Raw genomic sequence first — 24,318 nt, forward strand, 5'->3', positions numbered from 1 at the left:
CATACTGCACTTAAACCTAAAAAGCTATAAGTATGTCGATTTGACACTATTTCAGAAGACTTTGCACTAGTTCTGTCAGCCGCAAGGAATCAGCGTATTAAATGTGGAATTGCACGAGGAGGAGGCGATGTTCATGCATTTTCAATTAGAAATGGTCACAAGAGAGACAGTCGTTATACGTTTATTTGGGGAGCTCGATCATCATGCAGTAGAGCAAATTCGAGCGAAAATTTCTGCAGCAATTTTCCAAGGCACTGTGACGACCATCATATGGAACTTAGAAGGGCTATCTTTTATGGATAGTTCGGGAGTAGGCTTAGTGCTTGGTCGTATGCGTGAGTTAGAGGCAGTTGCTGGGCGAACTATTTTATTGAATCCATCGCCAACCATGCGGAAAGTTTTTCAATTTTCAGGTTTAGGGCCTTGGATGATGGATGCAACAGAGGAACAAGCGATTGATCGCGTAAGGGGGATTGTAAATGGATAACGAAATGACATTAACTTTTTTAGCACTTAGTGAAAATGAAGCCTTAGCCCGTGTAGCAGTCACTGGCTTTATTGCTCAATTAGACCCAACAATTGATGAGCTATCTGAATTTAAAACAGTCGTCTCAGAAGCAGTTTCCAATGCCATTATTCATGGCTATGAAGAGGATGGCAGAGGTGTTGTTACTGTTCATGCTAAACGTGAAGATGACATTGTAACGGTGTCTGTGATGGATAAAGGGGTAGGCATTGAAGACGTTAGTCAAGCAATGGAGCCGTTATTTACAACAAAAAGTGTAATGGAGCGCTCAGGTATGGGCTTTACGATTATGGACAGCTTTTCTGATCAGCTAACAGTTATGTCCAAGTGGCGTGAAGGAACAACTGTAACATTTACGAAGAAATTTTACACAGTTCGCACAGCGGTCATGTGAGGGTATCATCGTGAAGCCGTTAGAACAGTCGTCCGAAAAGCTTTTGTCTCAGGAGGAAATGCGTGATTTAATAGCACGCGCACAGCAGGGCGATCATGAGGCTCGTAAACGAATGGTAGAAGGTAATACGAGGCTTGTGTGGTCCATTGTTCAACGTTTTACAACGAGAGGTGTTGAGCTCGAGGATTTATTCCAGATAGGCTGCATAGGACTCATGAAATCAGTAGATAAGTTCGATTTATCGTATGATGTTAAATTTTCAACCTATGCAGTACCTATGATTATTGGTGAGATTCAACGCTTTTTAAGGGATGATGGCATGGTGAAGGTGAGTCGCTCTATCCGTGAGCTGAACTTTAAAATCCGACATGCTACAGACGAATTTATTAAAAAGAATGAACATCCGCCAACGATACAGGAGCTGGCTCAAGTACTTGGAGTGACAACCGAGGAAATTGTGACAGCATCGGATGCATTAAGAGATCCAGCATCTCTACATGAGCAATTGTATGAAAGTGAAGGAGATTCCATCACATTGATGGATCAAATGAAGGATGAAAAATCTGAGCAGCCATTTGATTATATCCCCCTTAAAGAAGTGCTTACAAGGCTTGAACCGAGAGAACAGTCTATCATTTATTTACGCTATTTTTCAGATTGTACGCAAACTGAAATTGCAAATAGGTTAGGCATTTCACAGGTGCAAGTATCCCGTTTGGAGAAAAAAATTCTTGCTCAATTAAAAAGTTGGATGGCTACAAGCGCAACTGTAGAGCAAGAAGCAATAAAAAAAGACATCTAAGAAAATGGTGACAGCATGACAAATAAATTATTTAGCAACTTAGAAGCAGCCGAAGATTTTCTTAAGGAGCAATTTGGTGACGGCGAATCATTTGACGTTGGGATTAAGCATTTATTTGTCAAAGATTTGCCGGTTCTTTGCGCCTATATTAGTGGACTTGTGGATGGAGAAGCCCTAACACAATTACTTTCAAGTATGCTCCCAGATGAGGACTATGAAATTGATGTGGAGGATGAGAAGGAGTATTTCGAGTCTTATTTTAACTTTCACGGACGTTCAGAGGAAACTGAGCGAAAAGCTTATTTATTAGCCATTTTAAGCGGGCAAGTGACCTTTATTACTAAAAGTGGCTATTGCTACGTTGCCGAGCTCAGAAACTATCCAGGACGTTCCCCTGAGGAGCCCGACAATGAAAAGGTTATACGTGGCTCAAGGGATGGTTTTACAGAAGGAATATCTCAAAATACAGCTTTAATTCGTAGGCGGATTCGCAATAGTAATTTACGTTTCGAGCTACATAAAATATCCAAAATCGGCCAAACCGACGTCGCCATAGCGTATATGAAGGATGTTGCCAATGAAGATATGCTCGAAAAATTACGACAGCGCCTTGACCAGATTAACCACGATGGTTTGACAATGGCTGATAAATCATTAGAAGAATGGCTGTTTAAGCAAAAATTCCATCCAGTTCCGTTTGTCCGTTACACGGAAAGGCCAGATATTGCTGCAGCGCATTTACTGGAAGGGCATATCGCCATAATGGTAGATACTTCACCGTCTGTTATTCTTGTGCCAATTACGATTTTCCATTTACTACAGCATGCGGAGGAATATAGACAGGCACCACTAGTTGGTACATTTGTACGCTTTATGCGGTATTTCGGAGCCATTATGGGTTTACTTTTATTACCTTTGTGGTATGTATTTGCAACAAATGAATCATTGCTTCCCGATGCTCTTTCTTTTTTAGGGACTCAGGAGAAATCGCATGTACCCTTATTACTGCAGATACTTATTGCAGATATTGGTATTGAATTTTTGAGGATGGCCGCCATTCATACTCCAACACCACTGTCTACTGCGATGGGCTTGGTTGCGGGGGTAATTATTGGTCAAATTGCGATCGATGTGGGACTGTTCTCAGCAGAGGTTGTCCTCTATACAGCGGTTGCAGCTATTCTCATCTTTATTATCCCGTCCTATGAGCTAAGTATCTCCATAAAAATATTTAGGTTATTCTTATTGCTTATGGTAGGTATTTGGGGCGTTAATGGTTTATTCATTGGTATATTCTTAGTGTTTACGTATTTATGTTCATTACGACCAATGCAGGCACCTTATTTTTGGCCGCTTGTCCCATTCTTCCCCATGGCGATGCTACGTGTTCTGATTCGTTTCCCGATGACGGCAGATGCATTAAGACCTTATGTAGTCGCTTCCAAACAGCGAAAAAGATCATAGGAGCCGTTGCACTCGTTTTTTTCATGTGATAAAGTTCACATATAGTATTTTGTGATTTTTGCAAAAATTATTTTCATTCAGTAAAAGGGAGGTTTTATACATACGCCTCTTGCAGCTGGATGAAATTAATTTTTGATGGGATATCTCTATTTCCAATGGTAGATCCTATCATATTTCTGTAAAAGTGACAGAATGGAACGAAGTGAAAAGGGAGAGATGCACATGCATTTATATGGAACACAAGCGATTTCTGAAAATGGTCATTTAACAATTGGACAGGTAGACACACTAGAGCTTGCCAAAGAGTACGGTACACCACTTTTTGTGTATGATACTGCACTTATTCGTAAGCGTGCTCGCAGCTTTATCGATACGTTTAAAAAACTAGGCGTAAAAGCAGAAGTAGCTTATGCTTCAAAGGCATTTGCATGTGTAGCTGTGTATCAATTAGCAGCAGAAGAAAACTTATCTTTGGATGTTGTATCAGGTGGAGAATTATTTACAGCTATAAAAGCAGGTTTTCCAGCTGAGCGCATTCATTTCCATGGCAATAATAAAAGCATTTCAGAATTAGAGCTAGCTTTTGACTCCAAAATCGGTTGTATTGTTGTAGATAATTTCTATGAGATTCAGCTTTTAAAAGAAATATCTGAACGTCGTCAACAAAAAATGCGTATATTATTACGTGTTACACCAGGGGTTGAGGCACATACGCATGATTTCATTACAACAGGTCAAGCTGATTCTAAATTTGGTTTTGACTTAAACAATGGTCAAGCGGATAAGGCATTCCAACAAACATTTAACCATGAATTCTTAGAGTTATTGGGCTTACATTGTCACATTGGCTCACAAATTTTTGACACTGCTGGCTTTGGGTTAGCAGGAGAAAAATTGATTGACAAAATTTCTGATTGGAACAAGGCTCACGGATTTACATGTACTGTGTTAAACTTAGGTGGGGGCTTTGGTATTCGTTATACTGAAGAAGATGCACCGCTTGAACCACAAGTATATGTAGAGGACATGATTACAGTAGTGAAAAACAAAGCAACTGTACTTGGCCTAAAAATGCCAGAAATTTGGATTGAACCAGGTCGATCACTTGTCGGTGATGCAGGAACTTCTCTTTATACAATCGGATCACAAAAAACAGTACCAGATGTGCGAAAGTATATTGCTGTAGATGGTGGGATGAGTGATAATATCCGCCCAGCATTATACGACGCTAAGTATGAGGCAATCATTGCAAGTAAAGCGAATGAGCCGAAAAATGAAATGTATACGGTTGCTGGCAAATTATGTGAATCTGGCGATAAATTAATTATTGATGCTAAACTACAAGACGCAGCTTCAGGAGATATTTTAGCCATTTTCTGTACAGGGGCATATGGTTATTCTATGGCAAGTAACTATAACCGTGTTCCTAGACCTGCTGTTGTATTTGTAGAGAATGGACAGCATCAATTAGCTATTCGCCGCGAAAGTTATGAAGATATTGTGCAAAACGATCTCCCGCTAACTTTAAAAAAGGGTGAGTAAATTTGAGAAAGAATAAATGGGTATTACTAGCATCCATTTCAACTTTTATTGTGTTGTGGGGCATTGTCTATTGGGTGTTGGCGTCTAAAGGAATTCTCGGACCTGGTTCGTAAGACAGAAATTGGCTTGCGGTAAAAGTACAAATCGTGTAGGATAGTCAAAGATTATGTACAGCTAGAAAAAGAGGGAATAGACAAATATGTTAATTCGATATAAAAAAGCTTTAGAGAAAATAGCAATGGGGCTACTTTCGTTTATGCCGAACGAAAAAGACGTGAAAAAGCTTACCGAGACCATCCACTCCTATGAAAATGATGATAATTGGGTTTTATACTTATGGAAAAAAAATGATGAATATGTTGGCATTGTTGGGCTTGTAACAGATGAGAATAACACTGCTACGATCCAACATGTATCTGTTGTGCCTTCCTATAGAGGCGAGGGTGTTGCGAAGGAAATGCTTCAGGAAATAGGAGAGCTAGGCCAATATGAAAATGTACGTGCGACAGATGAAACACGTCAATTAGTTCAAAAATGTATCAATTGCATCGATAAAAAAGCAGACGAGTAACATCGTCTGCACAAACTGTTGACAAAAACCATCGAGAGTGAACTCTTATCGATGGTTTTTGTCGTTCTATATGTGGTCAATTACTAATTGACCACGTTCATTCACTACTCAGCTATTATTGGTTAGCATCGCCAAAGTTAAGTTGAATGGAACAAAGGCCGGCGACACCTGCGGGAAAAGCGAAGAAATTAAGATTCTGGTCAGAGTGAAGCTAGGGAAGCGGTGATACCAGCTCATTTCCACAGGCCAAAAGCGTCTGCCTATAGTGGAAATTAACGTTTACTTTTTCTTTGTTTGCTTTCTTGTCGCTCTGCAAGTATATGTGAGCGATCCCTTAGCATATGCTTATGAAGAAGATAGTTTGAGTTACTAGGTGGCATAATTTCTATACGCGCTAGTGCTAATTCCAGCAACTCGGGTGAAAGGGGAAGCTGGAATGCATGGAAGGACTTGCCTGCTTGGATTGCGGCGAGACAATTTTTTAATTCTGTCAGGAGTTGATAATAACTAATTTCATGGAAAAATATATGACCTTCATTTTGTTGAAAATTATGAAGTGCTTTTTCTAAAATTCGTATAGCGCCAGTATCATTACCACGCCGCCAATGGTATAAGCCTGTTGCGAGCTGTACATAGCCAACTAATGGGTGCATTTTATCACCAGGCGCGATTTCCTTCCAATATTCCTCAAGCACTTCATGGCATTCAAAAAAATCCTGATTGCCATTAAAATAAGCGCAGTATTCGATAAATAAAGTATGATGCTGTGGATGCATTTTGAACTCCTTTCCACTATACTATAAGAACATAGAATCTCAGGGTGGTAAAATAATGTCTTATGAAGTAAAATTAGATGCCTTTTCAGGGCCTCTTGATCTATTATTGCATTTAATTCACAGGTTGGAAATTGATATCTATGATATCCCAATGGCTGAAATCACACAACAATATATCGACCATATACATGCTATGCAAGTATTGGAATTAAATGAAGCAAGTGAATATTTAGTAATGGCCGCAACACTGCTGGCGATTAAAAGCCGTATGCTATTACCTATTCATGAGGGTGAAATGGATGATGCCGAATTGGAAGTAGATGGCCCAGACCCGCGTGAAGAGCTGGTGCAGCGATTAATCGAGTATAAGAAATACAAGGAAGCTGCTAGCAATCTGCAAGAACTTGAAACAGATCGAGCGCAAGTATTTACAAGGCCGCCAGCTGATTTAACAGGTTTAGCATCAGATGAACAAATGGCTTTGTTTGATTTGAATGTAAATATTTATGATATGCTTGGAGCATTTCAAAAATTGATGCGTCGAAAGAAATTAAAGAAGCCTCTAAAAACGACAGTAACGAGGCAAGAACGGTCAGTGAAGGATCAAATGCGTTCGGTTGTAGATACTTTACGATCAACAGGTGGACGTGCATCATTTTTCGAGCTTTTTCCCTATGAAGATAAGCCGACACTTATTTTGACGTTTGTATCCCTTCTTGAATTGATGAAACGTCAAGTCGTCATCGTAGAGCAAGATGGTAACTTTGAAGAATTAATGGTTACCCTACAGAAGGAGGAATGGGAAGATGACGAAAACATCGATGTTACAGAGTAGAATTGAAGCCTTATTGTTCGTTGTCGGAGATGATGGCTTAACGATTAAACAACTTTCTCAGCTGTTAGGTGAACAAGATGAGATTATTATACAGGCAATGGATGCCTTGCGAAAAGTCTATGATGAAGATTTAGCTAGAGGAATAACTGTGAAAGAAATGGCAGGCGTTTTTCAGCTTATTACAAAATCCGATTTAGCAGATACTATTCAAAGATTAGTAGAAAACCCTACTGCACAATCATTATCCCAAGCCTCTCTTGAGGTATTAGCAATTGTAGCGTATAAACAGCCAATTACTAGGGTAGCTATAGAAGATTTACGAGGTGTTAAATGCGAAAGACCTATTCAGACTTTAGTGTCTAGAGGGTTGATTAAAGAGGTAGGACGTTCAGAGGGAACTGGACGTGCTATCCTATATGGAACAACTAAAGAATTTTTACATTATTTTGGTTTAAACAGTGTAGAGGAAATGCCACCTCTGCCTGAGGAAGAGTTTGCAGAAAATGAACAAGAAACCGATTTATTTATGACTAAATTCCAAGAAGCGTTTAATGGTGCAAAGTAATGTATAGGAATAAAGCATAACGACCAACATAAATATAAATCTATACTTTCCTATCATATTGAATAAGGAGTGGCTCGTTGCTTCGGTTATTTCGATTAATAATGTTGATGATCATTGTGTTAATGGTAATACTTCCGCAAACAAGCTTTGCGAGAGGTGGAAGTGGCTACGCGGTTTTAGATGGAGATACAGGTCGCGTATTAATAGGTTCAAATAGTAATGAACGGCTACCAATTGCTAGCTTAACGAAGATTTGGACGGCCCTAGTGGCCATCGAAAATAGTGACTTGCAAGAGGAAGTTGTCATTTCACCTAAGGCTGCCATGGCTGAAGGGAGTTCCATTTATTTGCAGGCAGGCGAAACGGTGACCGTAGAAACGTTATTATATGGTTTAATGCTGCGTTCAGGCAATGATGCTGCGACTGCTTTGGCAGAGCATGTAGGTGGTTCTGTAGAAGGCTTTGTCAAATTAATGAATGAAAGAGCTGTTATTGCGGGTCTTACCAATACGGTTTTTATGAACCCCTCTGGCCTACATCATGAAGAGCACTTATCTTCTGCAAGGGATACAGCCGAGATGCTAAGAGTTGCCTTGCAAAACAAAACATTTGAAAAAATCGCTTCCACGGTTCTTTATCGAGCGAATACGGTGAACGGCATGCTATGGGAAAATAAGCATCGACTATTAAGAGAAGGCTCAGGAATGGCAGCAGAAATTGATGATGAGACAGAGCAACCTGTGAGTTCGTTAAAATCTGCTACTGGTGTTGCTTACGCAGGTAAAACAGGTTTTACAAAGGTAGCTGGTCGTACGCTTGCAACAGCCTTTCAAAAGGACGGGCAAACCTGCATAGTTGTCACGTTAAATGTATCGGATGATTGGAATGTTCATCGTAGCTTTTCCAATCAAGTGTGGACAGATTATGATCTTGAAACAGTGGTGAAGAAGGGTAAATACAACGTGAATAAAAAGTTGGCTATTCGATTAGAGGAGCCAGTTCGCCTGCAGTTAAATAAAGAGGAAAAAGCGCAAGTGCGGCAAGTTTTACATGTTTCAAGAAAGCGTCAGGAAGCTGTCTTATCCATCTTTCTAGGCGAAGAACGTATTTATGCAATACCAGTAAAAGTTGAATCAGCGGATCGTTGAAAAACGATTGGCTGATTTTTTTGTTCTACAAAAATCTCCTCTATATCGGAGTGCAAACAGGAAATATAAACATTTTTTTAAAACGATTTGCTTTTTGGTAAAAAGAGTATACTACTAGCATGGTGCAAAGAAAATTCTATACCTAATAGTGATCAATATAGTGATCAATGCGCTAATGAAAAAGTATTACGAATACTCCAACAATGAATGTGAAATTTGTTTTTCTTTAATATTACGCTAAAGTATGACATAATTTTCACAGATTAGCGGGAAAATTAACCCTATTCAATTGAACGAGAAATCAATTTTCGACGAAATTGTTAATGTGAAAGAAAACTAGAGGTGAAGAAATGGAAAGATTACAGAAAGTCATTGCCTATGCGGGGATTGCTTCAAGGCGAAAAGCAGAGCAATTGATACTAGAAGGTAAAGTTAAAGTGAACGGTAAAGTTATCCGTGAATTAGGAACAAAGGTGTCTAACTCAGATACAATTGAAGTGGAAGGCGTAAAGCTTGAAAAAGAAGATAAAGTTTATTTCTTACTGTATAAACCACGCGGAACAATTTCGGCCGTGACGGATGATAAAGGACGCAAAACTGTCACAGATTTATTTCATCATATTCCGCAACGTATTTTCCCCGTTGGTCGTCTTGATTACGATACATCTGGATTATTGCTATTAACAAATGATGGAGAATTTTCCTATATGTTGACGCATCCGAAATTTAAAATTGACAAAACGTATATCGCACGTGTCAAAGGTATTCCAACAATTGAAGGTCTAAAAAAGCTTCAACGTGGTATTAAATTAGAGGATGGCAAAACTGCACCTGCCAAAGTAAGTATGACGTCCTTTGACGAAAAAGCGGGCAAGGCAATTTGCGAAATTACAATTCATGAAGGCCGTAATCGCCAAGTTCGACGTATGTTTGAAGCAATTGGTACACCTGTTGTCAAATTAAAACGTGAACGATTTGCCTTTTTAGATTTATTTGGCCTTGCACCAGGTGAGTTCCGTGAATTGTCGAAGCACGAAGTCAAGCAATTACGTGTGTTAGCAGAGACAGGGAAACTGGATTAAATAATTTGCCAGAAGAAAGTGATAGTACCTTAAAAGGTAATAAAAACTATTTTCACTTTCTTTTTGGTGAAATCGTTCATAAATCATTCATAATTAATAGCTAAGTGTTTTTGTATCATTTTGCTATAATAGGTGAGAATAGTACACCTAGTTACATTTTAGCCAGAAGAACTTCGTACATCGTTAACGTACAATTTTCATAGATGTTTGTACATACGTAAAGACGTTTATAAAATGAAAAAGTTCTAGCTAAAGTCTTTATAATGTAAAAGCTTCATGTCTACAATGTTTACGCAAAGTCGTAAATGATAGGGGGTTTATTAACTTGGAGAAAAAGAAAAAGCGTCTCGTACTACGGACTGTCATTTTAGCAGTATTAGCATTGGCAATCGGGTACACGGTATATGGAACAGCAACAAAGGAAAAAGTAGAGTTAGTAGCAGTTGGCTCAGAAGCACCTGACTTCACGTTAGTAGATTTAAACGGTGAAAAACATAAATTGTCGGATTATAAAGGACAAGGGGTATTTTTAAATTTCTGGGGAACTTGGTGTAAGCCGTGTGAAAAGGAAATGCCTGCGATGGACAGACAATATCAAATATTTAAAGATCAAGGTGTACAAACTTTAGCGGTCAATATCGCTCAAACAGATTTTGAAGTTCAGAATTTTGTTGATCGATATAAATTGTCTTTCCCAGTTGTCATTGATAAAACAAAAAGTGTTATGACTGCTTATAACGTAGGTCAATTACCTGCTACAGTGTTAATTGATCCAGAAGGAAAAGTGGCAAAAATTATTACTGGTGAAATGACAGATGCAAATATTGCTTCGTACATGGAATTAGTAAAGCCGAAATAAGGAGTAAATGACGATGGAAAAAATCATTTGTGCTTGTGGTCATAGTAACCCTTACGGCACGAAGCTCTGTGAGAAATGTGGTCGTCCTTTAACGGAAGAAGAGAAGCAAAATAAAGTTGTCGATATGCGCTATGACGGTACTGCCATTCGTTCTAAGACTTATAATAAATCGGTTATCGACAAAATTTGGAATTTCTTCTCGAGTGTTAAAGTTGGTATATCTTTAATTATTATCACATTAATTGCTGCTTCAATCGGAACATTACTACCACAAGAGTTTTACGTAAAAGCCTCTGATATAGAGAAGGGAGCTTATTACGCTGACGTATATGGTACGTTCGGTAAAATTTATTACACGCTAGGACTCTCAGATTTATATAGTTCATGGTGGTTCCAAATTTTGGTTGGCATGTTAGCTGTGTCAATTATTGTAGCCAGTCTGGACCGAGGAATCCCGCTCTATAAATCTCTAAAGAATCAACGTGTTAAAAGACATGAAAGCTTTATGAAGCGTCAACGCATTTTTGGTGAGGGTCAAATAACGGCTGACGCTGAGGAAACGCTTGATAAAGTGGCTCAAAAGATGACTGAAATGAGATATTCTGTCCGTCGAGATGGTAGCGCTCTCTTAGCTGAAAAAGGTCGCTTTTCTCGTTACGGTCCGTACATAAACCATGTTGGGCTCATTATCTTCATAAGTGGGGTTATGTTACGTCTTGTACCAGGCTTCTATGTGGATGAGTCGATATGGGTCCGCGAGGGAGAAACACGTGCTATTACTGGCATGGACGGTTATTTCATTGAAAACAGAGATTTTATTTTAGAAACTCATGATAATGAACCCCAAGGAGAGCAAGTAAAGCAAAATGTTAATGTGGTTGCAAAAAACTTCCAAACTGACATTACGCTTTACAAACAGCCTAAAGATGCAATCCCAGGTGATACGGAAAATCTGGAAAAAGTTAAAGATTATTCGATTCGTGTCAATCACCCATTAAAAGAAGATGGCTATGCTCTTTATCAAATGGATTATCGTCTGAATGAATTAAAGCAAATGAATTTTGAATTAATTAATAAGGCGAGTGAAAAATCACTTGGTAAAGTGGAAATTGATTTAACAAATCCTAAAAAAGAATATGATTTAGGTAATGGTTCTTCCGTGCAAATTCTAGTCTATACACCAGATTTTGATGGCTTTGAAAATGGGGAACCTCAAACAAAAACATCGATTCCAAATAATCCAGCATTTTTATTTAAAATGACTACGCCAGAAACACCAGAAGGCGAAGTAAGTTTTGTGGAAATTATGCAGCCACCACTAGAACCGCTGGGTGAAAATCAATACAGAATGAAATTTGCTGCAGCAGAGATGCGTGATATGTCTGGTATTACGGTTCGTAAAGATAGTACAATTCCTATCTTATTTGTTGGTGGCGTTATCTTTATGATTGGTGTCGTAATTGGATCTTACTGGAATCACCGTCGTTTATGGCTTCAAGTTGAGCCGGATGGCCGTGTTTTAATGGCTGCCCATGTTAATAAAAATATGTTCAGCATGAAAAAGGATTTAGATGCTGTTACAGCATTTGCAGCATTGCCTCCATACAAAGATCAGTTAGAGAAAGAAGAGGCTGGCGAAGAGTCCACGGATGGTGGCATTAAAGAAAAGGAAGGTGACAACACCTTATGAGTTTGATTGACATAAGTGGAAACCTGTTATTTGTAGCTTTTATTGCTTATTTAGTTGCGACGTTATTATTTGGTGGTTCCATTAAACAAGCGAATGCTACAGGTAAAAACACTGGTAAATGGGGTAAGCTTGCCATTGTGGTAACAATTATTGGATTTGTATCACAGCTTGCCTACTTTATTACACGATGGATTTATACTGGACATGCGCCAGTAAGTAATATGTTTGAATTTACAACTGCCTTTGGTATGTTCATTGTTGGTGCGTTTATTTTAATTTACTTTATTTATCGTTTATCTGCACTTGGATTAGTAGCATTACCAGTAGCACTTTTAATTATCGCTTATGCTTCAATGTTCCCGAAAGAAGTAAGTCCATTAGTGCCCTCATTACAAAGCCATTGGTTAACAATTCACGTGATTACAGCGGCATTAGGGCAATCTATTTTAGCGATCAGTGCTGTGGCTGGACTTATTTACTTATTAAAGGTTGTAGATTTAACGAAGCCTTCTAAACAACGATTTTGGTTAGAAGCCGTTATGTACTGTCTTGTAGTAGTTGTAGGGTTTGTTGCTGTGACATCTACATTCAGTGCAATGGATTATGAATCTAGCTACAATTATGTGGACAAAGAAGGAACTACGCGTAAAATTATTTACAATTTACCACCAGTTTTCGGTATGAATGAGTATGAGGCAGTTGAAGAGCATGGCATGTCACCAATTGTAGAAATGCCAGCTTTAATTAATGCGAAGAAACTAACAACTGTCTTTTGGTCATTATTAGTAGGGTCAGTATTGTATTTATTAATTCGCTTAATTGCACGTCGTCGAATAAGCGCTATTTTCCAGCCACTTGTGAAGCGTGTTAATTTACAATTACTTGATGAAATTGGCTATCGTTCAGTGCTAATTGGTTTCCCTGTATTCTCCCTAGGTGCTTTAATCTTTGCGATGATTTGGGCGCAAATTGCTTGGAGTCGCTTCTGGGGATGGGATCCTAAGGAAGTATGGGCTCTTATTACATGGTTATTCTATGCGGCATTCCTACATTTACGTTTATCAAAAGGCTGGGAAGGTCAAAAATCTGCTTGGTTAGCATTAATTGGTTTCGGTATTATATTATTTAACCTAATTGCTGTTAACTTAATTCTTGCAGGTTTACACTCCTACGCATAACCTGTGAAACAACAAGCCTTTTCGCTCTAGCGAAGAGGCTTTCTTTTCTTTTCAATATGTGTCACACCATGTACAATAGAAGTTAGAGAAAGATTGGAAGAGAGGGATCGTGAAAGTGTCAGAAAATATTTCAGTATTAGTAGTAGATGACGAGGATCGAATTCGCCGCTTATTAAAAATGTATCTGGAGCGAGAAGGATACCTTGTTGACGAGGCAGAAAATGGTGAACAAGCGATCGAAAAATCTTTAGAAAAAGAATATCATTGTATTTTACTTGATATTATGATGCCTGAAAAAGATGGGCTAGAAGTGTGTGCAGAAATTCGTGAACGCGCTGCAACTCCTATTATTTTATTAACTGCTAAAGGCGAGGAAGCTAATCGAGTTCAAGGCTTCGAGCTAGGAGCAGATGATTATATTGTAAAACCATTTAGTCCTCGTGAGGTAGTGTTACGTGTGAAGGCCATTTTACGTCGTTCACAGGCATTCTCACCAACGACCAATGCATCCTCTTCAAAAGATTTAGTGGTGTTCCAGCATTTGATGATCGATCATGATGCACACCGTGTAACAGCAGAGGGCATTGAGGTGAATTTAACACCAAAAGAGTATGAATTACTTTACTTCTTAGCGAAATCGCCAGACAAAGTATTTGACCGTGAACAACTACTAAAAGAGGTTTGGCATTACGATTTCTTTGGTGATTTACGTACAGTTGACACACACGTAAAACGTTTACGTGAAAAGCTCAACCGTGTTTCTGAAAACGCTGCTAAAATGATCGTGACGGTTTGGGGCGTTGGTTACAAATTTGAGGTTGTCAATGAATAGAATATGGAATAGTGTTGTCGGGAAGCTATGGGTAACCATATTGCTTCTCGTTTCATTTGTATTATTTGTTTTCACGGTATTAATGCTTGAATTTCTTCAAAACTACCATATGCAGCAAGCAGAAATATCTTTACGTCAAACTGCTGCCACTGTGGCAAGTATAGTGGATGACAATGAAACCGCTGAATCGACTTCGGAATTATTAAAAGATATTTTACCTAAAGGCACCAATGCACTCATCGCAATCAGCCATGTAGAGGTATCCTTTGCCATGCAAGAAGGACTCAATAAAAAGGAAATTCAAGATACTATTTTGGCAAATAAATCTTTCCGTGAGGTTTTTCAATCAGATGAACCAATTACTAAAGAAATGATGATGCCCTCCTCTACTGATCAAGAGAAAATGGAATCTTACGTTGTGCTTGGTTTCCCATTAAATGTAGAAAATGCTGTACATGGAGCAGTTTTCATCTATCAAAGCCCCGATGCCCTACATAAAACGTCCAAGGAAACGACGAAAATTGTCTTTTTGGCAGCTTTCATAGCATTTGTCTTGACTACATTTTTTGCGTTCTTCTTGTCTTCACGTATTACATCTCCACTAAGAAAAATGCGTGAGCTGGCATTTGAAATTGCAAAAGGGAATTTTGAAGCGAAAATGCCTACGACTCAAAATGATGAAATTGGACAGCTGGCAGTTGCCTTCAATCAAATGGGTCGTCAATTAAAGCATAATTTAGAGGTCATCAATCAAGAGAATGAACAGCTATCCAATATTTTGACATCTATGACAGATGCAGTGATCACATTTAATCGCGACCGTACAATATTATTAAGTAATCCACCAGCGGAACGTCTGATGCAAAAATGGTTTGTAAACAAAGGCTCACAAAGTGCGAAGCCAATACCGCCAGAGCTGTATCATATGCTGGATCATGTACTCATGTTTGAGGATAAGCTAGAAGAGGAAATTGAAATGGATGGTAATTACTATACGTTTACAATTAGTCCTCTTTATAGTGGAGAAATCATTCGTGGTGCAGTCGCTGTTATTCGTGATATGACTGAACAACACCGCCTAGAAAAACTTCGATCCGATTTTATTGCGAACGTCTCTCATGAATTGCGGACGCCAATCGCCATGCTACAAGGCTATTCTGAAGCTTTGATGGATGATGATTTTATTCAAGATCAGGAAGAACGTAATGAAATAACAAAAATTATTTATGATGAATCCAAACGAATGGGTCGCCTTGTCACGGATTTATTAGATTTAGCACGCATGGAATCGGGGCATATGACACTCTATAAAGATGAATTACCAATTAATTCTACATTCGAGCGTATTACCCAAAAATTTGCACAGGTTGCAAAAGAAAAACATATTCGTCTACTATTTGATAGTGAATTTAATGACGATGCACTGATTAATATAGATGAGGATCGCATCGAGCAAGTACTCACAAATTTAGTCGACAATGCACTAAGACATACGGATGAGGGATCTGTCACAGTAAAAGTGGAGCAGGAGCCAACATTCGCTAAAATTTCTGTTCAAGATACAGGACATGGTATTCCTCAAGATGATTTACCTTATGTCTTTGAACGCTTTTATAAAGCAGATAAGGCACGTACTCGATCTAAGGGTGGTACGGGACTTGGCTTAGCCATTGCACGAAATATTATAAAAGCACACTCAGGAAATATTATGGTAGATAGTGTGCTTAAGGAAGGTACTACCTTCACATTTTATTTACCGTTCGATTAATAACGTGGTTTGTTATTAATTGACTGTAACTTCTGCGAATGTAAGACGACAAATAATATAGAACGGGGGTGGAGTGCATTGAATGACTCCGTGTTCCATCGACTATACGATGCCTATCATCAAGACGTGTTCCAGTTTCTAATCTATCTAGTAAAAAACCGTACACTTGCTGAAGATTTAGCGCATGAAGTGTATGTAAGAGTATTGCGCTCATACGATCAATTTGCAGGCAATAGTAGTGAGAAAACATGGCTTTTTGCAATAGCCAAAAATGTTGCGATTGATCATTTTAGAAAGCAAGCAGTGCGTCAGAAGCATTCGCTTGATTTCTTTGACTGGGAAACGGAACAACTCCATTCAAACACACCATCACCGGAGGAAATGCTACAGGCCAGTGATGAATTTATGCAAGTAGAGTCAGCATTAGAAAACTGTACTGGCGATCAAAAAATGGTCATTATTATGCGCTATTTCCAGGATTTATCGATTGCAGAAACGGCGCAAATACTTGATTGGACAGAAGCGAAGGTAAAAACAACCCAGCATCGAGCCATTAAATTTTTAAGGCAACAGCTACAGCCGATCAGAGAACAGGAGGCGAAACGGCAATGACACATAAGCCATTTGATGATGAGCAGCTTGAACATGTACTGAACAATGCCCCTAAGCTTTCTGACCACCGTTCGAAAGAAGATATATTAAATCGGTTAATGGCAGATGCTCGCTTGCAAGATAATATACACCTTCAAGAAGCTATGCAAGAACCTATAGAAGATGAACCATCTCAACAGGAAGATGCTACCATTAAAAAGCATACGACGAGATCAAAAGTACGTAATATGCAGATTTATATGAGTGTAGCCGCAGTCTTTGTGCTAACAATACTAGTTGGCACAATATTGAAGAACAATCAAGGTGAGCAAAAAGATCAAGCGAGTATGCCTGAAACGGCTCAGTTTTCGACGATGCAAGAGGATTCAGCAGCAAAGGAAGCGGCCACGCAGGATGAAATGCTGGATTCCAAAAGTATTGTTGCGGAACATGAGCGCATTTTATCTTTACGTACATCTGTCTATGAGGAGGATGTAAAAGATGCTGTCGTATTCCGTATTGGTTTGGCAGGGCGTGATGCGGAAAGTGTTCCTATGACGTATGTGATTCCAAATGAACGTGTGGCTACTGATTTTGGAGAAGAGAAGCCTTCTACCTTACGGATATATGAAAAGTATGCTCCTCAAATTGACGAGGAGGCTAAAGGGTTTACAGAGTATCATCCTTATAAAGGTGAGCTGAAGGAAAAGGATGATAAGCTTATCCATGTCTTGCCAAAGGGGAATGACTATGATGTTGCCTCTGCTGCAGTAAATGAATATAAAGGCACAATGGAAGACACATTCTCAGACTCTGAATACACCGAAGTAGAAATCCAAAATGAAGATGGAACCCCGTATGAGTTTTCTCAAGAAGGTGAGCCAAGTCAAGGAATGTCCTTAACGAATGCAAAGCACTATAATTATTACTTGTACCATGATTCCAATGGTGCAGAATATTTATCACCAGATTTCCGTCAATCTTTTGAGACAGTCACAGAGGCACTTACACTGATGAAAAATAAAAATGATGATGTCTATACATCGGTAGTGCCTGAAAATGTAACATACACAGTCACTGAACAAGCGGAAGGTGTAGTTGTGACTTTTGATATTCCGCTTGATTTAACATCTATGGAACCAATACGAGCTACTCAATTAATTGAGGCCATGATGTTAACAGCTGCTAGCTTTAATCAACAGCTCCTTTTAGATAATGTTGTGCAAGAAAGCTGGGAAGGCTTTGATTTAAAGGGTTATTTACCAAAGCCAGTGGGACCGAATAAACAGTTTTTACCATAGTCGAAGGAAGAAAAAACAAGAGAGGCATTCCTGCATGGCGGGAGTGCCTTTTCTATTTATAAAACATAGCAATTTAATCGGATTTTTTTGAGCAGAACTATTTACTTTTACTTCGTAATTCATTATAGTAAAGCTGTAGAATAAAATAATATGATTCATCTTCGGGGCAGGGTGAAAATCCCGACCGGCGGTAATAGAGTCATAAATCGCTAATGAATATATTCATTAGCTCGCTTGATTTATGTTAAACTCTTCAGCCCGCGACCTGTGCGAATTTTCGCATGGCTGACTTGGTGAAATTCCAAGGCCGACAGTTAAAGTCTGGATGGGAGAAGATGGAGGTACGATCGTCATTCATTGTCATGAAATGAACTATGACCGAGCGCTTTTTTTGTATGGTTTATTAAACAGTGCTCAAAAATTAGTTGATGAGGACGCTTATTCGTTATGCCTTTCTCCCTTATGCTTTATTAAACGCATAAGGGTTTTTTTCATGAAACAATTGAAAGATCGTCACCTTTCTTCTTGCGAGATTGAATCAGCAAAGAGGAGAGAGTTTTCTATGAAGAAAAATGTCAAACTTCAATCGTTTATTACGATTGGCATGCTGAGCAGTATTTCATTTTTATTAATGCTTTTTAATTTCCCGATTCCGCCATTCCCAGCATTTTTGGAAGTGGACTTCAGTGATATGCCTGCCTTACTTGCGGCAATCACAATGGGGCCTGTAGCTGGTATTTTAGTAGAATTGTTTAAAAATGTGTTGGATTGGATTTTCTCAGGCACTCCAACAGGCGTTCCTGTAGGGCATATGGCTAATTTTGTAACAGGTATTTTATTCATCTTGCCAGTAAGCTTTATTTTTAATCGCTTTAAAACAATCGCTGGCCTTGTTGGAGGTTTAGCAATGGGAACAATTGTGATGGCAGTAGGAATGAGTGTTTTAAACTATGCTGTATTTTTACCAATGTACACTTACTTCTTAGGAATGGAGCCTGTTGTAGGTGATTCACTTTATAAAATGATTATCGCTGGTATTTTACCATTTAATATTGTCAAAGGGATTTTATTAACGGGTATTATGGCGTTATTATTTACGACGATGCGTAAATGGATTGACCGCCAGCGTTCTATGTATATAACAAAATAAAATGTACTAAGCCTCGAGGGATGAACTCGAGGTTTTTTTTATGGCGGAATGTAGAAAGAAAAATAGAAAAAGGTAACGGGTTGTCAAAATATAACTAGTTCTTTTTTAGTAATACCTAGTCGAAAGCTATATTTTCATGTAAAATTAGAGAAGAGTTTAGAAAGTTAGAGGAGTTTGAAGAGATGAGTGGAAAAAAAGGACAGTGGTCTAGTAAGTTAGGATTTATTTTAGCATCAGCAGGCGCTGCAATTGGACTAGGAGCGATTTGGAAGCTCCCGTATGTAACCGGACAAAGTGGAGGAGGCGCGTTTTTCTTAATCTTTGTATTGTTTACATTATTAATTGGGCTCCCGATGCTATTATCTGAATATATTTTAGGACGAGGTACACAGTCAGAGGCAATCACTGCCTATAAAAAAATTGCTCCTACGAAAAAGGGATGGGCATGGATTGGCCGCATGGGTGTTCTCGGATGTTTTTTATTACTAACATTTTATAGCGTTGTCGGTGGCTGGATTTTTATTTATAGTGGGCTAGGCGTAGCGGGTGCTGTCATTGATCCGGCTATTGATCCTGGAGAACTATTTGGAAAAATAATTGGGACACCTTGGATTACAATTGTAGGTTTGGCTTTGTTTACATTAGCAAACGTACTTGTTATTTCATTAGGTGTCCAAAATGGTATTGAAAAGGCGAATAAATGGATGATGCCATTGCTCTTTATTATGTTCATTGTCCTAGTGATTCGTGCTGTCACATTAGATGGCGCCATGGAAGGGGTAAAATTCTTTTTATGGCCTGATTTCTCAAATATTACCGGAAAAGCCTTATTAGAAGCTTTAGGGCAATCCTTCTTTGGGTTAGCCGTTGGATTTTCTTGTCTTGTTACATATAGTTCCTACCTCAAAAAAGATGTGAGTCTACCGAATTCAGCAGGCTCCGTCGTTATGCTAACGGTACTTGTTTCATTTTTAGCTGGACTAGCTATTTTCCCGGTCGTTTTTGCTTTTGATTTAGAGCCGGCAGCTGGGCCGGGCTTGTTATTTATGGTGCTACCGACAGCATTTAGCCAAATGCCATTTGGGGAAGTATTTTTAGCGATGTTTTTATTATTATTCTTATTTGCCACATTAACGTCCTCGTTTAGTTTATACGAAATTATTGTTGCGGCATTTATGGAAAATAGTCAGAAATCTCGTCTGGTATGGACTTCATGTCTTGGTGTAGTTGTCTTTCTTGCGGCCATCCCAGCATCTCTTTCCTCTAGCCTGCTAGCGAATGTATCGGTTTTTGGAAAGAATATTTTTGATGCAACTGACTTTTTAGTATCAAACTTAATGCTGCCATTGGGGAACTTGTCCATTGCAATTTTTATTGCATATGTAGTAGATAAAGAATTTGTGAAAAGAGAACTGCTAATGGGAAGCCAGATGGGGCAGGGGTATTATTCGATTTACAGGATGTTAATGGTAATCATAGTACCAGCTGTCATTCTCGTAGTGTTCGTTAATATGCTATTACAATTTTAAAAATATATAAGGTGTATCCATTTAGTCAATGGGTACGCCTTTTTTATGTATCGAAAATCAAGATAAATATATTCTAAAAGAAAGATGTTATAAAACCTTACATACATATTGCTAAAAATAAAAAAATGATGTATTTTAAAAGCAGTTATAAAAAAGTGTGTTAATTAAATTTACATTGGAGTGGTGGAAAATGAAACATTATACAAAAGAAGGTATTATACGCCGAGTAAAGGAAGAAAATGTGAAGTTTATTCGCCTACAATTTACTGATATATTAGGAACGATTAAAAATGTAGAAATACCTGTGAGTCAATTAGAAAAAGCTTTAGACAATAAGGTTATGTTTGATGGCTCTTCGATTGAAGGCTTTGTACGTATAGAGGAATCTGATATGTATTTAAGACCAGATTTCAATACATTTGTCATTTTTCCTTGGACAGCTGAAAAAGGTAAGGTGGCGCGTCTTATATGCGATATTGCAAGGCCAGATGGGTCACCATTTGAAGGAGACCCACGCTCTAATCTAAAGCGCGTTTTAAAGGAAATGGAGGAGTTGGGTTTCACTTCCTTTAACTTGGGCCCAGAGCCAGAATTTTTCCTTTTTAAGCTGGATGAAAAGGGGCATCCGACACTTGAGCTAAATGACAGCGGAGGTTATTTTGACTTAGCTCCGACAGATTTAGGGGAGAATTGTCGTCGGGATATTGTTTTAGAGCTAGAAGGGATGGGCTTTGAAATTGAGGCTTCTCACCATGAAGTAGCACCTGGACAGCATGAAATTGATTTTAAATATGCTAGTGCCATTGAAGCTTGCGACAATATTCAAACATTTAAATTAGTCGTAAAAACAATTGCTGCACAGCATGGGCTACATGCAACATTTATGCCGAAGCCACTATTCGGAGTTAACGGCTCTGGTATGCATTTTAATCTATCGTTATTTGAAGGGGATAAAAATGCATTTTATGATGAACACGCAGAACTTCAATTAAGTGCAACAGCTCGTAGCTTTATGGCAGGAATCATCCAGCATGTACACGGATTTACGGCGATTACAAATCCACTTGTTAATTCTTATAAACGATTAGTCCCAGGCTATGAGGCTCCATGCTATGTTGCGTGGTCTGCTCAAAACCGTTCACCACTTATTCGTATACCAGCAGCTCGAGGATTATCAACTCGTGTTGAATTACGTTCAGTTGATCCAGCGGCGAATCCTTATTTAGCAATGGCTGTGATCTTGGCTTCGGGGCTTGATGGCATACGCAAGGATTTAACGCCTCCAGCAGCGGTAGATCGCAATATTTATAAAATGACAGGTCCAGAGCGTGAATTAAATGGCATTGATAGCTTACCATCTTCATTAGAGCATGCGTTAATTGAATTAGAAATGGATTCAGTTGTACGAGATGCTCTAGGTGATCATATTTATGAAAAGTTTAATGTTGCCAAAGAAATCGAATGGGATAAATACCGCACACGGGTCCATAACTGGGAGCGTGAGGAATATTTAACGATGTACTAAAAAATATTGGAGCTAAAAAGCTCCAATATTTTTATACTGACTTTCATACCCTTTATTAAGGAAAAGGGGTGTGGGTAATGACACAAACGACTCAAGTTGTGACAATTCAAAACAATGATATTGTGCAATTTGAACATGATATTAATCGGGCTTTATTAGATTTAAGTTACTTTTTCATACTTGATATCAAATACAATACCCTCTATATCGGAGAACAAACGGTCATCCATTCTGCCTTAATTATTTATCAACATCCAGACGAGAACAGCCAGTAATTTTATATGTAAAAGGATGGTCATGTCGAGAAGACGTGACTTTTTTTATGGAAATAAAGATAAGAGAAATGATCGATCTTCTGGGAATGTCAATGCTAGTCGTGCAACATCATCTTTAGATTGCCATGCGATATCATAAATTAATTCGTCAGGATCATGAATGGTCATTTGTCCACCAATGACGACGGTTTCAAAGTAATGGACTTCTACAATTGCATTATTTTTTCTATAAATTTCCTTGATGATAGTAACTGTATAGCCTGTTTCTTCGTATACTTCGCGAATACAGCATGACTGGAAATTTTCCAATGCCTCCTTTCCACCTGAAGGTACAGCCCAAGTTTTTTCTTCCTCCTTTGATCCTTGCAAAACCATTAATAAACGATTTTCTGCGTTCATACAAATAGCGGCAGAGCCTTGCCATTTAACCAAATGAATAACCTCCCAACTACCTTGTCAATTCTATTTTTACTTAAAATGGTATTGTTGTAAATCATGTAATAGCTTTTATATGAAATTTATATGCATTCTATATGGTTTTGATATAATATAATTATCAAATTTTTCATGTGGATTGAACAAGGAGGGGTATTCTTGAAAATACGATTAGGTCTTATAGGTCCTTCAGACTCAATTGAATTTGTTGAATCTGTCCTGAAAAATTGGCCAGAATTTATATGTACATCGATAGAATGTCTAACAGAAGAGCATTTAGAGGAGAAAATAACTCCGCTACTTAAGGAAGAAATGGATATGTGGTTATGTACAGGGCTAATTACATATAACATTGTACAAAGCTGGAGTCAGCTAGAAACACCCATTTTTTATGTTGTTTATAAAGGCTCATCCTTATACAAAACGGTATTAAGAGTACTATATGAACGGAAAATTGAGGTCAATGAAATTAGCTTCGATGCTGGTAATAGTGTTACATGGGAGCAAGCTTTAGTAGAGGCGGGTATCGAGGAAAAACCAAAATTTGTTGAGTCAGACACGATTTCATTAAATGAACTTGTCCAATATCATTTTAAACTGTGGGAAAGTGGTCAAACAAAGGCAGCCATTACAGGTCATCCTATACATCATGAATTACAACGTCTTGGTGTACCAACTTATCGTTTATTTCCATCCTCTATGGCAGTAGAAGCGGTTATCACAAATATGCTACGGACATATGAAATGCTTCGGTATAAGGCTACACAAATTGCTGTTCAAATTATTGAGATTGATCCTTTTTTAGAGATGGCTAAGGATAACTTCTCAACGAATGAGCTATTTAGAATCGAGCTAAAGATGATGGAGCATTTACTGACCTATACAAAAAGTATTCATGGCTCCATTAAGTCCACGAGTTTTGGGCGGTATATCATATTTACGACTAGAGGATTAATGGAAGACATTACGAGGAATTTTAGCCAAATGCCTGATATGGAAGATTTCACATTGCTGGATCAAGAGGCGATGACTTGTGGAATTGGCATTGGACAAACGGTTTATGATGCAGAGATAAATGCGGGTAATGCCCTCCTTCGTGCCAAGGAATGTGGAAAGGGTTCATGGATGGTTTGTTTTGATAATAAAAAAATTGCTGGACCATTAGGCAAGCCGGAGCAGCTTACCTATTCCTATACGTCAGAACAATTAGAAACACTTAGTCAAGAAACTACACTTAGTGTCATGACCTTAAATAAACTGAAGTCCTCGTTGAAAAAATTAGCCAGTGATGAACTGAATGCCAATGAACTCGCTACTTATATGCAAATTCCTGCAAGAAGTGCCCGTAGAATATTAACGACACTTGAGGAAAAGGGGTTCGCTGAAGTAGTTGCTGAGGAAAAACCTCATACAAGAGGACGTCCACGCAAAGTTTATAAAATTTTTCCATTGTAAAAGAGAGTCCTTATAACAGGGACTC

The 24,318-nt window shown here is 38.5% G+C and carries 24 protein-coding genes and 1 riboswitch; of the genes, 22 read left to right on the forward strand and 2 right to left on the reverse strand.

From position 1 onward, the window contains the following. The first annotated feature begins 133 nt into the window (after positions 1–133). From spoIIAA to KVT27_RS03140, 6 genes are all read left to right on the forward strand, one after another. On the forward strand, positions 134–487 hold the full coding sequence (spoIIAA, locus tag KVT27_RS03115; RefSeq protein WP_025114066.1) for an anti-sigma F factor antagonist: 354 nt from the start codon (positions 134–136) through the stop codon (positions 485–487). Further along, a complete protein-coding gene (gene spoIIAB / locus KVT27_RS03120; protein WP_008174630.1) occupies positions 480–920 on the forward strand; it encodes an anti-sigma F factor in 441 nt (146 codons plus the stop codon). Before spoIIAA ends, spoIIAB begins: the two co-directional genes overlap by 8 nt. A gap of 10 nt (positions 921–930) precedes the next feature. Beyond that, positions 931–1,722 carry an RNA polymerase sporulation sigma factor SigF gene (gene sigF, locus KVT27_RS03125; protein ID WP_025114067.1) on the forward strand — a complete coding sequence of 264 codons (792 nt, stop codon included), beginning with the start codon at positions 931–933 and terminating at the stop codon, positions 1,720–1,722. Positions 1,723–1,737: 15 nt separating this feature from the next. Beyond that, positions 1,738–3,186: a spore germination protein gene (locus KVT27_RS03130; protein WP_036124270.1), complete on the forward strand. Its 1,449-nt coding sequence runs from the start codon at positions 1,738–1,740 to the stop codon at positions 3,184–3,186. Positions 3,187–3,408: 222 nt separating this feature from the next. After that, positions 3,409–4,728, forward strand: coding sequence for a diaminopimelate decarboxylase (gene lysA, locus KVT27_RS03135; RefSeq protein ID WP_217580664.1), 1,320 nt, complete (start codon positions 3,409–3,411; stop codon positions 4,726–4,728). Positions 4,729–4,927: 199 nt separating this feature from the next. Beyond that, a complete protein-coding gene (locus KVT27_RS03140) occupies positions 4,928–5,299 on the forward strand; it encodes a GNAT family N-acetyltransferase (RefSeq protein ID WP_008174622.1) in 372 nt (123 codons plus the stop codon). Between the two features lie 272 nt (positions 5,300–5,571). Here the strand turns inward: KVT27_RS03140 and KVT27_RS03145 are convergent, their stop codons facing one another. Next, positions 5,572–6,075 (reverse strand): DUF309 domain-containing protein, encoded by a 504-nt coding sequence (locus KVT27_RS03145; protein ID WP_036124273.1) that lies wholly within the window; start codon positions 6,073–6,075, stop codon positions 5,572–5,574. Between the two features lie 55 nt (positions 6,076–6,130). On the opposite strand from KVT27_RS03145, the gene KVT27_RS03150 reads away from it, so the two are divergent. The 15 genes from KVT27_RS03150 to KVT27_RS03220 all read left to right on the forward strand — a co-directional run bounded on the left by KVT27_RS03150 (position 6,131) and on the right by KVT27_RS03220 (position 22,403). Next, positions 6,131–6,910, forward strand: a complete 780-nt coding sequence (locus KVT27_RS03150) for a segregation/condensation protein A (RefSeq protein ID WP_036124274.1) — start codon at positions 6,131–6,133, stop codon at positions 6,908–6,910. Then, positions 6,882–7,475 (forward strand): SMC-Scp complex subunit ScpB, encoded by a 594-nt coding sequence (gene scpB, locus KVT27_RS03155; protein WP_036147547.1) that lies wholly within the window; start codon positions 6,882–6,884, stop codon positions 7,473–7,475. The genes KVT27_RS03150 and scpB overlap by 29 nt, the downstream gene beginning before the upstream one ends. 101 nt (positions 7,476–7,576) lie before the next feature. Further along, positions 7,577–8,623: a D-alanyl-D-alanine carboxypeptidase family protein gene (locus KVT27_RS03160; protein WP_191967780.1), complete on the forward strand. Its 1,047-nt coding sequence runs from the start codon at positions 7,577–7,579 to the stop codon at positions 8,621–8,623. A gap of 350 nt (positions 8,624–8,973) precedes the next feature. Further along, complete coding sequence (locus tag KVT27_RS03165) at positions 8,974–9,705, forward strand: pseudouridine synthase (RefSeq protein WP_008174614.1); 732 nt, start codon at positions 8,974–8,976, stop codon at positions 9,703–9,705. 325 nt (positions 9,706–10,030) lie between these two features. Further along, on the forward strand, positions 10,031–10,564 hold the full coding sequence (gene resA, locus KVT27_RS03170; protein ID WP_008174612.1) for a thiol-disulfide oxidoreductase ResA: 534 nt from the start codon (positions 10,031–10,033) through the stop codon (positions 10,562–10,564). A 13-nt stretch (positions 10,565–10,577) separates the two neighbouring features. Continuing rightward, complete coding sequence (gene resB, locus KVT27_RS03175) at positions 10,578–12,254, forward strand: cytochrome c biogenesis protein ResB (RefSeq protein WP_217580665.1); 1,677 nt, start codon at positions 10,578–10,580, stop codon at positions 12,252–12,254. Further along, positions 12,251–13,432, forward strand: a complete 1,182-nt coding sequence (gene ccsB / locus KVT27_RS03180) for a c-type cytochrome biogenesis protein CcsB (RefSeq protein ID WP_008174608.1) — start codon at positions 12,251–12,253, stop codon at positions 13,430–13,432. The genes resB and ccsB overlap by 4 nt, the downstream gene beginning before the upstream one ends. A gap of 115 nt (positions 13,433–13,547) precedes the next feature. Continuing rightward, entirely contained in the window at positions 13,548–14,264 is a 717-nt protein-coding gene (locus KVT27_RS03185) for a response regulator transcription factor (RefSeq protein ID WP_004232215.1), read from the forward strand. Then, entirely contained in the window at positions 14,257–16,032 is a 1,776-nt protein-coding gene (locus KVT27_RS03190) for an ATP-binding protein (RefSeq protein ID WP_036124279.1), read from the forward strand. Before KVT27_RS03185 ends, KVT27_RS03190 begins: the two co-directional genes overlap by 8 nt. A 78-nt stretch (positions 16,033–16,110) precedes the next feature. After that, positions 16,111–16,644, forward strand: coding sequence for an RNA polymerase sigma factor SigX (sigX, locus tag KVT27_RS03195; protein ID WP_036124281.1), 534 nt, complete (start codon positions 16,111–16,113; stop codon positions 16,642–16,644). Continuing rightward, a complete protein-coding gene (locus tag KVT27_RS03200; RefSeq protein ID WP_217580667.1) occupies positions 16,641–17,924 on the forward strand; it encodes an RNA polymerase subunit sigma in 1,284 nt (427 codons plus the stop codon). The genes sigX and KVT27_RS03200 overlap by 4 nt, the downstream gene beginning before the upstream one ends. Before the next feature lie 153 nt (positions 17,925–18,077). Then, positions 18,078–18,265: riboswitch (FMN riboswitch) on the forward strand. Between the two features lie 221 nt (positions 18,266–18,486). After that, positions 18,487–19,074, forward strand: a complete 588-nt coding sequence (locus KVT27_RS03205) for an ECF transporter S component (protein ID WP_036124285.1) — start codon at positions 18,487–18,489, stop codon at positions 19,072–19,074. Positions 19,075–19,256: 182 nt separating this feature from the next. After that, positions 19,257–20,603 carry a sodium-dependent transporter gene (locus KVT27_RS03210; protein ID WP_036147550.1) on the forward strand — a complete coding sequence of 449 codons (1,347 nt, stop codon included), beginning with the start codon at positions 19,257–19,259 and terminating at the stop codon, positions 20,601–20,603. A gap of 190 nt (positions 20,604–20,793) precedes the next feature. Further along, on the forward strand, positions 20,794–22,128 hold the full coding sequence (glnA, locus tag KVT27_RS03215) for a type I glutamate--ammonia ligase (protein ID WP_036124288.1): 1,335 nt from the start codon (positions 20,794–20,796) through the stop codon (positions 22,126–22,128). Between the two features lie 77 nt (positions 22,129–22,205). Further along, positions 22,206–22,403: a hypothetical protein gene (locus KVT27_RS03220; RefSeq protein ID WP_036147553.1), complete on the forward strand. Its 198-nt coding sequence runs from the start codon at positions 22,206–22,208 to the stop codon at positions 22,401–22,403. Positions 22,404–22,448: 45 nt separating this feature from the next. Here KVT27_RS03220 and KVT27_RS03225 read toward each other — a convergent pair whose 3' ends face one another. Next, the gene (locus KVT27_RS03225) at positions 22,449–22,802 is read right to left on the reverse strand and encodes an NUDIX hydrolase (protein ID WP_081937074.1); all 354 of its coding nucleotides are present in this window, start codon (positions 22,800–22,802) and stop codon (positions 22,449–22,451) included. Positions 22,803–22,997: 195 nt separating this feature from the next. Between KVT27_RS03225 and KVT27_RS03230 the strand changes: the two genes are divergently transcribed. Continuing rightward, positions 22,998–24,293: a helix-turn-helix domain-containing protein gene (locus KVT27_RS03230; RefSeq protein ID WP_036124292.1), complete on the forward strand. Its 1,296-nt coding sequence runs from the start codon at positions 22,998–23,000 to the stop codon at positions 24,291–24,293. The last annotated feature ends 25 nt before the right edge of the window (positions 24,294–24,318 follow it).

The sequence above is a fragment of the Lysinibacillus sp. GbtcB16 genome (genome assembly GCF_019091145.1).
Lineage (GTDB): Bacteria > Bacillota > Bacilli > Bacillales_A > Planococcaceae > Lysinibacillus > Lysinibacillus fusiformis.